The sequence below is a fragment of the Rhizobium croatiense genome (assembly GCF_019793465.1).
Taxonomy (GTDB): domain Bacteria; phylum Pseudomonadota; class Alphaproteobacteria; order Rhizobiales; family Rhizobiaceae; genus Rhizobium; species Rhizobium croatiense.
In genome coordinates this window covers 300,311-314,192 of record NZ_JAILYJ010000001.1, presented here as the reverse complement: position 1 = coordinate 314,192, position 13,882 = coordinate 300,311, and the positions used below count along the sequence as shown (strand labels likewise).

Annotated in this window: 11 protein-coding genes; 1 reads left to right on the top strand and 10 read right to left on the bottom strand. The window is 58.9% G+C overall.

The features are described 5' to 3' along the window. Positions 1 to 20: 20 nt before the first annotated feature. The 3 genes from K6M89_RS01400 to K6M89_RS01390 are packed head-to-tail and all read right to left on the bottom strand — an operon-like array spanning position 21 to position 3,093. Positions 21 to 818, bottom strand: coding sequence for an ABC transporter ATP-binding protein (locus tag K6M89_RS01400; protein ID WP_097581143.1), 798 nt, complete (start codon positions 816 to 818; stop codon positions 21 to 23). 11 nt (positions 819 to 829) lie between these two features. Further along, a complete protein-coding gene (gene ntrB, locus K6M89_RS01395; protein WP_222138160.1) occupies positions 830 to 1,723 on the bottom strand; it encodes a nitrate ABC transporter permease in 894 nt (297 codons plus the stop codon). 56 nt (positions 1,724 to 1,779) lie between these two features. Continuing rightward, positions 1,780 to 3,093: a CmpA/NrtA family ABC transporter substrate-binding protein gene (locus tag K6M89_RS01390; protein WP_222138159.1), complete on the bottom strand. Its 1,314-nt coding sequence runs from the start codon at positions 3,091 to 3,093 to the stop codon at positions 1,780 to 1,782. A 666-nt stretch (positions 3,094 to 3,759) separates the two neighbouring features. On the opposite strand from K6M89_RS01390, the gene K6M89_RS01385 reads away from it, so the two are divergent. Further along, positions 3,760 to 5,490, top strand: a complete 1,731-nt coding sequence (locus tag K6M89_RS01385) for a putative bifunctional diguanylate cyclase/phosphodiesterase (RefSeq protein WP_376744695.1) — start codon at positions 3,760 to 3,762, stop codon at positions 5,488 to 5,490. 37 nt (positions 5,491 to 5,527) lie between these two features. Here the strand turns inward: K6M89_RS01385 and K6M89_RS01380 are convergent, their stop codons facing one another. The 7 genes from K6M89_RS01380 to K6M89_RS01350 form a co-directional block, all read right to left on the bottom strand. After that, the gene (locus tag K6M89_RS01380; RefSeq protein WP_222138157.1) at positions 5,528 to 7,183 is read right to left on the bottom strand and encodes an alpha-keto acid decarboxylase family protein; all 1,656 of its coding nucleotides are present in this window, start codon (positions 7,181 to 7,183) and stop codon (positions 5,528 to 5,530) included. Positions 7,184 to 7,221: 38 nt separating this feature from the next. After that, entirely contained in the window at positions 7,222 to 8,046 is an 825-nt protein-coding gene (locus K6M89_RS01375) for an MBL fold metallo-hydrolase (protein WP_077980537.1), read from the bottom strand. Between the two features lie 114 nt (positions 8,047 to 8,160). After that, positions 8,161 to 9,189 (bottom strand): sugar phosphate isomerase/epimerase family protein, encoded by a 1,029-nt coding sequence (locus K6M89_RS01370; RefSeq protein WP_222138156.1) that lies wholly within the window; start codon positions 9,187 to 9,189, stop codon positions 8,161 to 8,163. A 128-nt stretch (positions 9,190 to 9,317) separates the two neighbouring features. Further along, positions 9,318 to 10,256 (bottom strand): myo-inosose-2 dehydratase, encoded by a 939-nt coding sequence (gene iolE / locus K6M89_RS01365; protein WP_222138155.1) that lies wholly within the window; start codon positions 10,254 to 10,256, stop codon positions 9,318 to 9,320. After that, the gene (locus K6M89_RS01360) at positions 10,222 to 10,779 is read right to left on the bottom strand and encodes a hypothetical protein (protein WP_097581136.1); all 558 of its coding nucleotides are present in this window, start codon (positions 10,777 to 10,779) and stop codon (positions 10,222 to 10,224) included. The genes iolE and K6M89_RS01360 overlap by 35 nt, the downstream gene beginning before the upstream one ends. Then, positions 10,776 to 11,894, bottom strand: coding sequence for a ferritin-like domain-containing protein (locus K6M89_RS01355; RefSeq protein WP_222138154.1), 1,119 nt, complete (start codon positions 11,892 to 11,894; stop codon positions 10,776 to 10,778). Before K6M89_RS01355 ends, K6M89_RS01360 begins: the two co-directional genes overlap by 4 nt. A 100-nt stretch (positions 11,895 to 11,994) precedes the next feature. Beyond that, positions 11,995 to 13,866: a GMC oxidoreductase gene (locus tag K6M89_RS01350; RefSeq protein ID WP_097581134.1), complete on the bottom strand. Its 1,872-nt coding sequence runs from the start codon at positions 13,864 to 13,866 to the stop codon at positions 11,995 to 11,997. Positions 13,867 to 13,882: the final 16 nt, after the last annotated feature.

Below are 13,882 nucleotides of genomic sequence, written 5' to 3'. Positions count from 1 at the left end.
ATTGGCAATCGCCGCGGGGTCTACTCCGCGGCTTCGATGAAGCGGTGGCGTTCGTAAAGGAACTTCAGCACTGCCTCGCGGCATTTGAGATATGTCCGGTCGGAGGCGAGTTCGATGCGATTGCGGGGGCGGGGCATGGTGACATCGAGCACTTCGCCGATGCGGGCCGCCGGGCCGTTGGTCATCATCACGATGCGGTCGGAGAGCAACACCGCTTCATCGACATCATGGGTGATCATCACCATCGTATTGCCAAGCCGGGCGTGAATTTCCATCACCGCGTCCTGAAGATGGGCGCGCGTCAGCGCATCGAGCGCGCCGAAGGGTTCATCGAGGAGCAGGATCTTCGGCTCCATGGCAAGCGCGCGGGCAATGCCGACGCGCTGCTTCATGCCTCCCGATATTTCCGCGGGCCGCTTGTCCTTGGCATGCGCCATCTGCACGAGGTCGAGATTGGTCATGACCCAGTCATGCCGCTCGGCCTTGGTCTTCGTTCGGCCGAAGACCTTGGAGACGGCGAGATTTACGTTCTCATAGACCGTCAGCCAGGGGAGGAGCGAATGGTTCTGGAAGACGACGGCGCGTTCCGGGCCTGGCTCGTTGACTTCGCGATTTTCCAGGAGCACGGCGCCTGAAGAAACCGGGGTCAGGCCGGCGATGAGATTGAGCAGGGTGGATTTGCCGCAGCCGGAATGGCCGATGATCGAGACGAATTCGCCCTCGGATATCGTCAGGTTGATATCCTTCAGGACTTCGGCGCGCACGCTGCCGCGGTCGAAATGTTTGTCGATATGATCGAGCTTGAGATAGGCGTTCATCAGAATGGTCCTCAGTTGGCCATGGCGCCGCGGGTGACGAGTTTGCCGAGCGCGGCCACCAGCTTGTCGAGAGCAAAACCGACGATGCCGATATAGGCGAGCGCGACGATGATGTCCGAAAGGCGCGATGAGTTCCACGCGTCCCAGATGAAGAAGCCGATGCCGACGCCGCCGGTCAGCATTTCGGCCGCGACGATGGCGAGCCAGGACAGGCCGACGCCGATCCTGAGGCCGGTGAAGATGTAAGGGGCTGCCGACGGCAGCATGATCTTCCAGAAGAATTCGAGCTGGTTGAGCCGCAGCACCTCGGCGACGTTGCGATAATCCTGCGGAATATTGCGGACGCCGACGGCGGTGTTGATGATGACAGGCCAGATCGAGGTAATGAAGATGACGAAGATGGCCGAAGGGTTGGAATCCTGGAAGGCGGCGAGCGACAGCGGCAGCCAGGCGAGCGGCGGCACCGTGCGCAGCACCTGGAAGATCGGATCGAGGCCGCGCATCGCCCAGACCGATTGGCCGATGATCGCCCCGATGATGATGCCGGCGACCGCGGCAAGGCCGAAGCCATAAGCGACGCGCTGCAGCGAGACCAGCACCCGCCAGCCGAGCCCGATATCCTGGGAACCGTAGTTGAAGAACGGATAGGCGATGAGGTCGTAGCTATCCTGCCAGACTTGATGCGGCGACGGCAGAGAGGCATCCGCCGATGAACAGAGCGCCTGCCAGAGAATGAGGACGAGTGCCAGCACGACGGCCGGTGGAGCGACATTGTGAAGTGCGGTCAGCCCCGCACGGCGAAAATCGATCCGCGATCCTTGTTTGCCGGAGAATGACAGAATCTTCGCCGCCGGCTTGGCAGAGGCGACGATCGAGGGATTTTCTTTATTTGCCAGGGCGGACATCAGCGCGCTCCTCACGGGAATGAAAGGCCGGCGCGCCGCGCGCGCCGGAGGCGGGATCAGGAGACGGCCTTGATCGAAAGGCTGTCGAGATAGGCGGAGGGATTTTCAGGATCGAAGACCTTGCCGTCGAAGAAGGTTTCCTTGCCGCGCGACGAGGAAGCGGGAATGTCTGCGGCTGCGACGCCCAGATCCTTGGCGGCTTCCCGCCAGATGTCCTCGCGGTTCACCTGGTTGACGAGCGCCTTGATGTCGGTTGTACCAGGCAGATTTCCCCAGCGGACATTTTCCGTCATGAACCAGGTGTCGTGGCTCTTGAACGGATAGGAGGCGCCGTCTTTCCAGAATTTCATATAGAGGTCGGTGGCCTTGGCTTCGCGGCCGTTGCCGTAGTTGATGTCGCCCTTGAGGCGGCCGAGCACGTCCTTGGTCGGAACGTTGAACCATTGACGCTTGCCGAGGATCTCGGCCATCTCGGCCTTATTGTCCATGCTTTCGCACCATTGCTGCGCCTCCATGACGGCCATCAGCAGGGCCTTGGCGGCATTGGGGTTCTTCTCGATCCACTCGGCGCGCAGGCCGAGCGCCTTTTCGGGATGCCCCTTCCAGAGTTCGCCGGTGGTCGCCGCGGTGAAGCCGATGCCCTGGTTGACGAGCTGTTCGTTCCACGGCTCGCCCACACAGAAGACATCCATGTTGCCGACCTTCATGTTGGCCACCATCTGCGGCGGCGGCACGACGATTGTGGAAACATCCTTGTTCGGATCAATGCCGCCGGCGGCGAGCCAGTAACGGATCCAGAGGTCGTGGGTGCCGCCCGGGAAGGTCATGGCGGCCTTGATCTCCTTGCCCTCCGCCTTCTTTTTCTCGAAGGCGGCCTTCAGCTTGGAGGCATCCAGCTGCACGCCGGTCTCGGCATATTCCTTGGCGACGGAAATGCCCTGGCTGTCGAGGTTGAGCCGGGCAAGGATCGCCATCGGCACCGGCTTGTTGTTCTGCGTCACCTTGCCCGTCTGCATGAGGTAGGGGAGCGGCGAAAGGATGTGCGCGCCATCGATGCCATTGGCCGCGCCGCCGAGCACCAGATTGTCGCGCGTCGCGCCCCAGGAGGCCTGCTTGGCGACATCCGTTTCCGGCAGGCCGTGCTTGTCGAAAAAGCCTTTCTCCTTGGCGATGATGAGCGGCGCGGAATCGGTGAGGGCGATGAAGCCGAGCTTGACGCCTTTCACTTCAGGGCCGGCTCCGGCTGCGAAGGCGCCGGAGGGAAAGGCGGTCTTGACGGCGCCGATCAGGGCGGCCGCCGCTGTCGTCTTGAGCATGCTGCGGCGGGTGATGCCGGTTGTCGAAATCCCAGTCGTCGAAAGCTTTTTCATCTGCAGGTTCCCCTCTGCTTGGTGAATTCGGACGCAAAAAAACGCCGCCGGCATCTGCGTTCGGGATGGGGATCCCGGACAGCAAAAACCTTGCGACGTCGGTGTCGAAGTCGGCGCCTATGCCGCGCCTCTCTGCCTCAGTCGCCGTTGACCGGGCGTTTGAGACCCTGCAATCAGCGTGCCAGTTCCAGGGATGGCGAGTAACCGCCGGAAGCAAAACAGGAAAATCGGAAATTTCGTCAATGATTATTTATTGTGCACATGGAAAATATGATCACGATTTGGGCGCTTGCGAATGCGGGGCGCACTCGCAAGCGCCATATTTGTGCAGCGCACATAAACGTGACCACGCGATTTAGGCCCTGCGACCCCATGGAATGCTGCACGCTGGCCTTCAACGACGGAAGGCATCAAACGGGGTGGTTGCATTCCAAATCGCGACGCAGTGGGAGTCTGAAGGCGCCCGTCGCACTGATCTCCGCGCCCGAATTTCCGGAGGAACTCTTTGTCCGCAAGCTGCCCTTGTTCCGACGTCAGGAGGTCACGGACACATTTCGGCCGATGTGCGATTTGCGACGGTCGGATTCCCGCCGGCGGGTTGCTCTCGATTAGCACTCTTTAAAATGTTCAATGCGACATTCGGGCGAACGAAACAGCGAGATCGCCTTGAGCAACAAACTATCCAGGACAAATGTCGAGCTTGAGAACCTGCTTCGCCAGCTTGGACTGGCCCTTGAAGCGTCCGGGGTCGGGATCTGGCAGCACAACATCGCAAAAAACCAGACGAGATGGGATGAACAGCTCAAATCGATCTATGGCGTTCCGAAAGCGCCGCTCGATGTCATCTGGCTCGACAGTATCCACCCGGACGACCTCGTGCCGACCAATGAAGTCTTTCTCCGCGCGATCGAAACCAAATCGGATTATGCATCCGAGTTTCGCATCATTCGGCCGGATGGAGCGACCCGCTATCTACGTTCGCGTGCTCGTTATTTCGTCGATGCCGCCGGTGACCCATGCTTTGTCGGCGCCGAATGGGATGTGACGGACGACGTGCTTCTCAACAAGGAGCTAGAGAGGAGCCGGGCGGAGGCGCGGTTCGCGGCCGATCACGATCACCTCACCGGCCTGTTGAACCGGCGCAGCTTCGATTTCGCCCTGTCCGAACTTGCCAGGCAGGAGAGCATCAAGGTTGCGCTTCTTCATATAGACGTGGACCATTTCAAGGAGATCAATGACCGCTTCGGGCATGCGATCGGCGACCTCGTCCTCTGCCACGTCAGCAAAATTCTGCTGGAGGCCATTTCCACTGGTGACGTCGCGGCACGGCTCGGCGGCGACGAGTTCGCTGTCGTTATCACCGAGGACGAATGTGACAAGACGATTGCGGTGCTCGATCATATTCAGAGACGTCTGGAGAGCCCGCTTCCTGTCGGCGATCAGACGCTCATCGTGCGGTGCTCGATTGGCGTTGCCAGCGCCATGAGCGCCGATTTCGCCAGGCTGCTCTCCCAATCCGATTTGGCGCTGTACCATGCCAAACGCAACGGCCGGAATCGGGCGGAGATTTTTTCCGACGAAATGGCGTCGACCCTGGCGAACGAAAGGCAGCTCGCCCAGGATCTGCGGTCCGGGCTGGCGCTCGGCCAGATCCGCCCATTCTACCAGGTGCAGGTCGACGCCAGATCTTTCCGGGTGAGCGGCGTCGAAGCTCTGGCGCGGTGGCATCATCCTACCCGAGGAATTCTCGCCCCGGCGCATTTCCTGTCCATCGCCTCGTCGAATGGATTGGTCGCAGAGCTTGACGATGTCGTTCTGAAGGCTGTTCTGTCGGACATGAAATCCTCCGCTTCCCCACTCAAAGGCATCCGGGTGTCCGTCAATCTTTCCGCCGATCGTCTCGACGATCCCGAGCTGACGGCGAAGCTCGACGGCTATGACATCCCGCCCGGCCGGTTGAGTTTCGAGCTGATAGAGACGATATTCCTGGACAGCCTGAGTGACCAAGTGCGGCAGAACATCCAGGCGATCAAGTCTTTCGGCATCGACATCGAGATCGACGACCTCGGCTCGGGGCATGCTTCCTTGCTGGGTTTGCTCGAGCTGCGGCCGGATCGTGTCAAGATCGATCGCCAGCTTGTGACGCCGATCCTGCAATCGGTGCCCAGCCGCCGGCTGGTCGGCTCATTGGTCGACATAGCGCGGGCGCTGGATATGGAGGTGATTGCGGAAGGCGTGGAAACCCTCGAGCACGCCAACGTGCTTGCCGCTCTCGGCGTCCACACCCTCCAGGGTTATGCGTTCGGACGACCGCGGTCGTTTGCCGACCTGTCGGCGCGTTTGGAGCAGGAGATATTCGATTGCGAGCGGGCCGAAGTAGTTGGGGCCGGTCGATAACGAATGGTTCTGCGCTTTCCTTAAAAGCTGACACGCTCTAGCTTGCTTTCCAGTTCGCATTATTGGGGATTGACCGCTGAGGCACGACGACCTGGATGATGGACGGACTGTTCAGGTTTTCTTTGGCGCCGTTTATGGCATCCTCGAGTTCGCCATAGGTGTCCACTTTCCAGCCCTGGCAGCCAAAGACCTCTGCCAACTTGCTGTAATTCCATCGGTGCAGGATGCATGAATTGTAGAACGGCCTGTTACCATGGAAAACCGATGCATCGGCAAGCCATTGCTCGACGCCATAGATGCCGTTGTCCATCACGAAGATGATCGGGTTGAGGTTGAAGCGGGTTTGTGTCGAGAGGCATTGAGCGGTCATCTGAAACCCGCCATCCCCGGCAAAGACCAGCAGCCTCTGGTTATCTTGCTTCGCCAGCGAAACCCCGGTCGCGGCCGGGCCGATATAACCGATCGCCGAATAGGATGATTGGACGATGAAACCGCGGCGAGCCCCCACTTCAAGAAGCAGGCTGCCGAAATAATTCAAACTGGCGTCGGCACCGACGATGGTATTTCCGTCGATCTGCTGCTGAATGAAATCGTAGAAGCCCTGATAGGTAATTTCGCCTGCCGGCACCGCGACCGGCGCTTGCCGGGCCGTTTTCGCCGGAAGGCTTTGGGCTTTGCACGTCAGCCTTTTGTCGATCAAGCCGTTGACCAGATCCGCCAGCGACACCTGTGCGTTGAAGATCGTGCCGTATTTCACTGTATCCCAGGAGGCGAATGCGGTCTTGGCGAGATCGATAGGCCAGCCCAAATCGTTGATATCGGTCAACCAGACGCCCAGCGCCAATACGAAGTCGGAGTCTTTGACCAAAGACTGGACATAAGGTGACGACGATTTGCCGTCAAACACCCCGGCAAATTGGACATCGTCTTCCGACAGGATGGCCTTGCTCAATAGCTCGGTCACGTAGGGGATTTTGAGGTCCCGAATGAGCCGCTCTGCCTGGTCGTGCAGGCCAAACCGGTCGATCTCGACGCCGATCCAGATCAGGGGTTTGGTGGCATTCTGCAATCTTTCGCTGATTTGCGCGATCGACTGGTTGAGACTGTCCTCGTCGGATATGTCAGGCGCCGCTTTTAATGCGGCCGACGGGCGCGCGCATTGCAGGTCGACCATATCCTCGAGCAACTCGATATAAACAGGACGTCTTTCCGTGATGCACTGTGTCAGCGCGTAATCTATGAGCATTGGCGCAAGATGAGGGCTGTCGATGCGGACGGCAGCGGCCGTTATGTATTCGAACACCTGAAGATCCGTTTCCCGTCCGCTGATGAAGTGATGCGAACTGTAGCCGGTTTGTTCGAATGTGAGTGTTTTCTGGATGCTCGGCGCACCGTTGATCAGAACGACCGGCACTTTCTCGACGTAAGATCCGGCGATCGCATTTGTTGCGCAAAGCGAGCCTGCGGAATAGGTGACGCACAGCGCACCAATTCCTTTCAGCCTCGCATAGCCGTCGGCTGCATAACCGGCATTCAGTTCATTCACCTCTTCGATGACCTGAATATCGCTTTTCTCGACATAGCTGTTTACCCATTCGATCGAATAATCGCCCGCCACGGAAAACAGGTGCCCCAGGCCCAGTTCGCGAAGTCTGTCGACCAGATATTGTCCAACCGTGTATGTATCGCCCATGTTCCAGCGGCTCCCCTGCTAACGAGAATTGACGAATATTAGAACTCGCTCGCGTTATCGAATAAGCGCGGTATGTATATGTCGAATATTCCGGGGCATTTTCGTTCGGGAAATCTTTCCAGCAGGAAGCGCTTGAAAGCATCATTGGTGAGTCCGTTGCCGGCGGCCTCCATGGCGACCGACAAATACTCTATATTTTTGGCAACCTCGTTTTTGTCAGCCGGAAAGCCATGACCGGGAAGGAACAGCTCATAGTCGGACAGCAGCATGCCCTGCAAAATCCCGATCCAATGCTCCATGTATTTCGTCAGATAAAGGTGCGTTCCGCTGTAGATCAGGTCTTGCGCAATAAAAACGCCCACATCCGGAAGACCTATGGTGAGGAGAAAATCGATCTCCGTATCAACGACTTCATCAAATACGTATTTGACTCCGTCGATGATCTCGTGGCCGGCACGGACGGTTTTTTCGGGAATGACCAAGCTCGTCGGAGCGAGGTTGCCAAGTTTCCAATGGTCATTCAGGGAATCCTGCCCATGCTGCCTCAGGAACTCCTTCGTTTCCGACAATGCATGAATCGGAATGTCGCTGAATGCGGCTCCCAGGCCGAACCAATGGTCGGGGTGCCTGTGCGACAGGTAAATCCGGTCGATCTCCTTGCCGATACTGTCGGCATACGCCCTGAATTGCAGCGCATAGGGAACGAGGAATTGCCCATCGACAAGAACAAGCTTGTTCCTGCTTTCGATGATGTGCGTTGCATTGGCGATATTGTCATCCGTGAAAGCTGAAATGAAAGTATGAATACGGACATCGCCTGCTCGCCTGACGATTTTAATGGGCTCCGGCAATTGCGTCACCATCGGTATCTCCCTGTTTGAAGGTCGTTTGCTGAGGTTTGACGTTCACTTGGGGATGGCGGAGATATGGTTCCCCAGCATTCCCGGGCTGTTTCCAACATGCGCGCCGGAGCGCCATCACGGATGAGATCGACGGCCGTGGGACGCGATCTTTTCCTCCAATGTCCTCAGGGCGGCGCGCGCAACGTCGTACGCGCTGTCGACGCCCGCCTCCGGCGCGTCCTCGCCGGGCCGCCAGAAGCGTCTGCGCGTCATTCGCATCGAGCTCTCGAAGGGGGGAATCGCGTTGAAGACTTCGACGAGATAAGGGCCGGAATAGACCGGCTCGATTTCGTCCAGCATAATCTCCCAGGGAATCCAGCTATCTCTAACAGCGCCCCGGTCCGGCGCTGAGATATGAACGTAATTCAGCCGGCTTTGCTGTGCGGCCCGGGCGACATTTTTCCTGAAGATTGCCGGCCCCTGGCTTTCCATCACGACCTGGGCTGTATCGATCGTGACGCCACAGACCGGAATGTCGGCGCTTTCGAGAAAATTCAGCGCTTCCGAGACCATTGTCGGCCCGGGCGTTTCCCAATTCTTGACGGGTTCGATGGCGAGCTTCACCCGCTTCTCGGCGGAATATTGCGCCAATTCTCGGAAGATGGAGGCCGCCGCCGCGTATCGCGGCTTCATCCAATCCTGAAGCGCGTCGCTCCATAACCCTTCACCGTCATCCGTCAGCGGAAAGATGCCATAGGGGTAGAGGAACGGCCCTGACATGATCGTATTCTCCCCGCCCAGCACTGAGGTGATGTCGACGCGGGATTTGAGATAGGACAGAGCCTGCTTGCGCTGCTCCTCGTAGGGCGAGGTCGGATCGAAGGTTCGTGTGGTCCCCACATTGGTTGTGAACTTCACATCCCGGAAGCCGGCCTGATCGAAGGCTCGTCTGAGGCTGATGTAGCTTTCGACCTCAGCATGATGACCTACATGGGCCGGTCCTGGGGCGATATGCACATCGAAGCCGGTGTAGCCAATGTCGGTAAGAGCTTTCAGATGTCTGACGAGAACCTGGGTATAGGCCGCGTCATTCGGCCTCAAGTCCGCTGTAAACGTAAAGAAGCTGAAATATATATCTCGCCTGCGTGTCTCTTCCATCTTCATCGCTCCAGCTGTGGCTATCCAGGAATGCGTGGTTCAGGGTGATGTCTCGCCCGGCATTGTGATGAGGCGAGATCCGTCCCCGCCTCCTTCACATTGTCATCGGGCTGAAACAAACGGCCCGCGCCGGGCTACCATCCAAGCAGCTTGCGCAGATATTCGCGGCCCATTTTCGCGTATTGCAGCGGATTGGCCTTGGCCGGGTCCTGCTCCGCCTCGATGCAGATCCAGCCGGCGAAATCCGCCTCGGCCAACGCATCGAGGATTTCCGGAAAGGTCTCTATGGAGCCGTCGCCCGGCACGGTGAAGATCCCCGCCTCGATCCCTTGCTGGAAGGACAATTCTCCGGTGTGAATCTTCGTAACCACCTCGGCGCGAATGTCTTTCAGGTGAACATGCTTGATGCGGTGGGCGTATTTTCTGGCCAGCGCCAGCGGATCGACACCGGCGGCCGCCTGGTGCGCGGTATCGAGAAGCATGTTGACCAGGCGAGGATCCGTCTCGTCCATGAGCCGGTGGATCGCTTCCGTCTTCATCACCCCGGTTCCGAGATGCGGGTGATAGCAGAGCCGGCGGTTGCGGGCCCTGGCTTTCTCTCCGGCTGCGTGCAGGCCTTCGATCAGCTGTTTCCACTGGTCCTCGGAGAATTCGGGGCAATTCGGAAACAGGGCGACCGGAAGCGGATTGACCGCTCCGCCAAACTCGGCGACGACTAGATCGGCCCTGCGCGGATCGTCGCTGCCGCCTTCCATGGCTTCGAGGAAGTCGAGCTGAGCATCGACGCTTTCAAGCGTGTGACGATTCATCGCCTTAATGGTGAAGTAGGTGCTCACCCAAGGCTCCGAAATCCGCAATCCCCTGAGTTCGAGGACGGGGCGCAAGATTTTCGGATCCGTCGGATATTTATGGCCGACGCCGCACCCGACATAGCCGGCGAGCGCCATTTCACTCAGAGCCTGCTCATAGGGGATGCCGATGTCGATGTTGATGAAATCGTCATTCCACCAGAGCGTGGGGATGACGCCGAGCCAGACCTTAGCGGGCGTCAGTCGATGCAGATAATTCGTCATGGCGTTGATCCAGTTCTTTGAAGACAAGCGGAAGTGGCGTCAGGTCAGGTTTTGGAACGGGGGCCGGAGCCGGAATTTTCGGTGGAAAGGCCCAGGAGCCGAAACCCTGCCCCTTGGCGCCCGCAGGGTGAGCTCCGATCGCCTTCCAGAGCAGACCCTCGATATAGGCATCGGGAGAAACGACGAAGGTGGTATTCGCAGGCCTGGGGCCAAAGCGCTCCGTCCAAGCGGAGGACAGCTCGAACCAGGTGCCGGAATACCAGAGCTTGATCAGCGCGCGGGCCACATCTCCCAGCAATTCATTGCCGAGAATGGTCGTGCGCACGGCGTGGATACGGGCTTCACTTTCCGGCGGTGGCAGGGCGGTGAAAGCGGCCAGCAGTGCGTCGGTGATTTCGCTGCCGACCACCGTGTCGAGCGTGGCGAGATAGCGTTCTGCCAGGCCGGTTCCCAGAAGATCGAAGTAGGAGAAAGCCGTCAATTCGACGGAAAGACCCAGAAATGGCTCGAAACGGCTGCTCATGCGTTCACCTCCGCCTGCCGGGTGATGGCTGGCTGTTTGATGCCGCCGGGGATCTCATAGGTGGGGCTGCCGTTCTTACCGGGATGCCCCGGCAGCGGATTGCGGATGAGTTCGAGGATCATGTTGCGGAATTCGAACATCATCGGAACGGCTTCCAGCAGCAGGTTTGGTTGGCCGTTATAGGCACGCGTCAAAAGCTGGAGAAATTCGCCATAGCGCGTGTTGAAGGCGATCGCCGCCTCACGCAGTTCCGAACCTTCGAGTATATCTTTTACTTTCAGGTTCTCTTTTATGGGATAGGCGCCCTCCCAATCGACCTGTAAGTGCGGACCCGTGGGCTGGCCGGGCTGATCGCCCTTCTGGTAGTAGCGGCCTTTGACCAGCTCCTCGAAACGATAGTAATGGGCCAGTTCGTGGTCGTTGTCGTCGTAGATACCGCCGCCGTCGCCCTCGCCCTGTTCGATGACGAGCTCAATGGCTTCCTGGGCGCTTTTCAGATCGGTGACGGGAAACAGCTCGCCGCCGCCGGAGTAATAATATTCCGAGGTGATCTGGCGCGACCTGTCGCCGGTAAAGATGGTTGCGCCCGCCTTATGCGCTTCGGCTTCCAGATATTTGATGCCTTCCGCAATGGCCGAGTAGAACTCGCCGATACTGTAGAAATGGAAGTCCTCATGCCTCGGATGGCTGGCAAGCGCGGTGATATCGGCGGGAGTTTTGCGGTGCATCAGGCCCTTGCCGACGAGATGTTCAGGACGCTGGGCCGGCCGTTCGATTTTCAGGAAAGTCGCCAGCGCCTCACGGCCGAATGCCTGGATGCCGACCTTGAAATCGGTCTCGCCGTCCGGCAGGGCGGCCGGATAGCTGGCTACGAAATCCGGCCTGACAAGATCCGGCTTGCCGCCGATGGCATTGAGAATATTGGCCGCGATCGTCAGATGCAGCATTTCTTCCACGACGATCACGCGCAGAACCTGGGTCGCATCCTGGTTGACGCCGGGCTTGATCGAGTAAAGCGCCGTCAGATACGGCGGAATCGTCGCATGTTCGAGCTGCATCGCCCGGTAGAGAAACTCTTTCAGCTCATCGAGCGTCTTGATACTGTAGGAATCCATGCTCATGCTCCGTGAAAGATAAGTTGGGTGCACCGGCCGGCTTCGTGTCGCTTGCATCGAACCCATAGGTTCGTTCCGCGCAGCGGATGCCGGTCTTCGTTCAATGCAGAGACTTCAGAATGTCGCGACCGCTTCGGAAGCACATGGCGGCCAGCGTCAAGGTGACATTGGCCGTGCCGATCGTCGGCATGCTGCCGCCGCCCACGAGATAGAGATTTTCGTGGTCCCAGCTGCGCTGGTTTTTGTCCACGACGGAATTGGTCTTCGTCGTTCCCATGATATGGGTGCCGGCCAGATGATTGCCGCCGCGGATCGCATAGCCTTGTCCCTCATAGGCCACATAGCCGTAATCGCTGGGGTCGTAATGGGTATGGTCCTGCGCGCCCAGGCGCGCAAAGACGGTGCGCGCAAACTGGCGGCCATAGGCGGCGCCCTTCATGGTATATTCCGGAACCGTGAAGGACAGGATGGGCCGCATGTTGCCCAGAGCATCGGTATATTGCGGATCCACCGTGATGCGATTGCTGTCGACGGGCATGACCTCGATCATGAACGCCAGCAGCAACTGCCGCGAAACCTGGTCGACCATGCCGCGCCGAAGATCCGCGCCGTAGAGGTTGCGATCATCCACCAGTTCCAGAAGGTCGGAGGTCGGCGCACCCGTGGCCCAACCCCAGCCGTCGTTATGGATATCGATGGCGAAGGCGGCCTGCTTTTCCCGGAAGGGGCCGTCCCGCAGGTCGACGATACCGCCCGTCGAACTGGTTCCGCGCATCGTGCCGCAGATCTCCGGCATCAGTGCCCAGTTCAGCAGGTAGGCGTGGTCCATCAGATTGCGTCCGACAAGACCGCTGGTGCTGCGCAGGCCGGAGGCCAGCATAAGACGCGCGGTTTCGATGGCGCCTGCCGCAAGCACGAAAACCTTGCCCTTGACGGTGATGGTCTCATGGGCCGGCGAGGCGGGGTCCTTGTAAATCTTGACCTCGAGGGAGCGGACTTTCCCGCTATCCGGATCGATGTTGACTTTCGATGCGACCGCCTGCGGCAATAGCTCGACAAGCCGCTCGCCCCTTTCCCCACTTACAGCGAATGCCTTGGCAATGGTTTTGCCGGAGTGGTAGCGCGCTTGCACGGGACAGAGCGGTACGCAGTTGGTGTTGCCCTGGCAGCGACCGCCCTCTTCGACCTGATGCGTATCGACCGCGCCGATTGGACGGTAGCCCTTCCCACCGTCATAGGCCGGGTTGGGTATGCCATTGCGCCCCTGCGGAAAGGGCCTGACCTTCAGGGGATAGGTCTTGTCGTAAAGTTCGACGCTGGTGCCCTCGATGCCCTTGTTGACCTGCTGATCCAGATAGGAAAGCGGCAGGCCGCGCATGGGAAAGACATAGTCGTCCGGGAAGGTCTGCCCGAGATATTGCTGATCTTCGACATTCGCCGATACGCCGATTTCCCGCTCGGCCAGGCGGTAATCCTCCTCGACTTCCTCAAAGCTCAGCGGCCAGTCCAGTCCGTGGCCGAAAATGGTGCGCGTCTTGAAATCGGAGCGAAGCAGGCGGGGCGTTTTCGCCTCCCAGTGCATGGTCGTTCCGCCGAAAATACGGGTATATACCGTATCACTGACATAAGGGCCGGATTGAACGATATAGTTCGAACTATCGGTTTCCCCCGCCTGCAGCTTGCGAAGCTGCGGGCTGCGGGGTATGGCCGCGTTCGCATTCAGCGGAAAGGGCGACTGGTTGTCCTTGGAGGCTGCCGAATAGAAAGTCGTCAGCAGATTGTCATAGCCTGCCAGAGTGACATTGGAACCGGTTCCGGCTTCAAGGATAAGGACACGTTTGCCCGCTTCCGCAGCCTGCTTGGCAATGATTGCTCCGGAAATGCCGCTGCCGACGATCACGATATCGTAGTCGCCAGACTCTGCGACGGTCTTGGCATCGGCTCTTATCGCCGATTCGAGGGGAAAAAGCACTTTGGTCCTCCATTAA

Bases quoted from the DNA above. Each gene is read 5' to 3' on its own strand.
- K6M89_RS01400 (WP_097581143.1), bottom strand. From the start codon at position 818: ATGAACGCCTATCTCAAGCTCGATCATATCGACAAACATTTCGACCGC.
- ntrB (WP_222138160.1), bottom strand. From the start codon at position 1,723: ATGTCCGCCCTGGCAAATAAAGAAAATCCCTCGATCGTCGCCTCTGCC.
- K6M89_RS01390 (WP_222138159.1), bottom strand. From the start codon at position 3,093: ATGAAAAAGCTTTCGACGACTGGGATTTCGACAACCGGCATCACCCGC.
- K6M89_RS01380 (WP_222138157.1), bottom strand. From the start codon at position 7,183: ATGGGCGATACATACACGGTTGGACAATATCTGGTCGACAGACTTCGC.
- K6M89_RS01375 (WP_077980537.1), bottom strand. From the start codon at position 8,046: ATGGTGACGCAATTGCCGGAGCCCATTAAAATCGTCAGGCGAGCAGGC.
- K6M89_RS01370 (WP_222138156.1), bottom strand. From the start codon at position 9,189: ATGAAGATGGAAGAGACACGCAGGCGAGATATATATTTCAGCTTCTTT.
- iolE (WP_222138155.1), bottom strand. From the start codon at position 10,256: ATGACGAATTATCTGCATCGACTGACGCCCGCTAAGGTCTGGCTCGGC.
- K6M89_RS01360 (WP_097581136.1), bottom strand. From the start codon at position 10,779: ATGAGCAGCCGTTTCGAGCCATTTCTGGGTCTTTCCGTCGAATTGACG.
- K6M89_RS01355 (WP_222138154.1), bottom strand. From the start codon at position 11,894: ATGGATTCCTACAGTATCAAGACGCTCGATGAGCTGAAAGAGTTTCTC.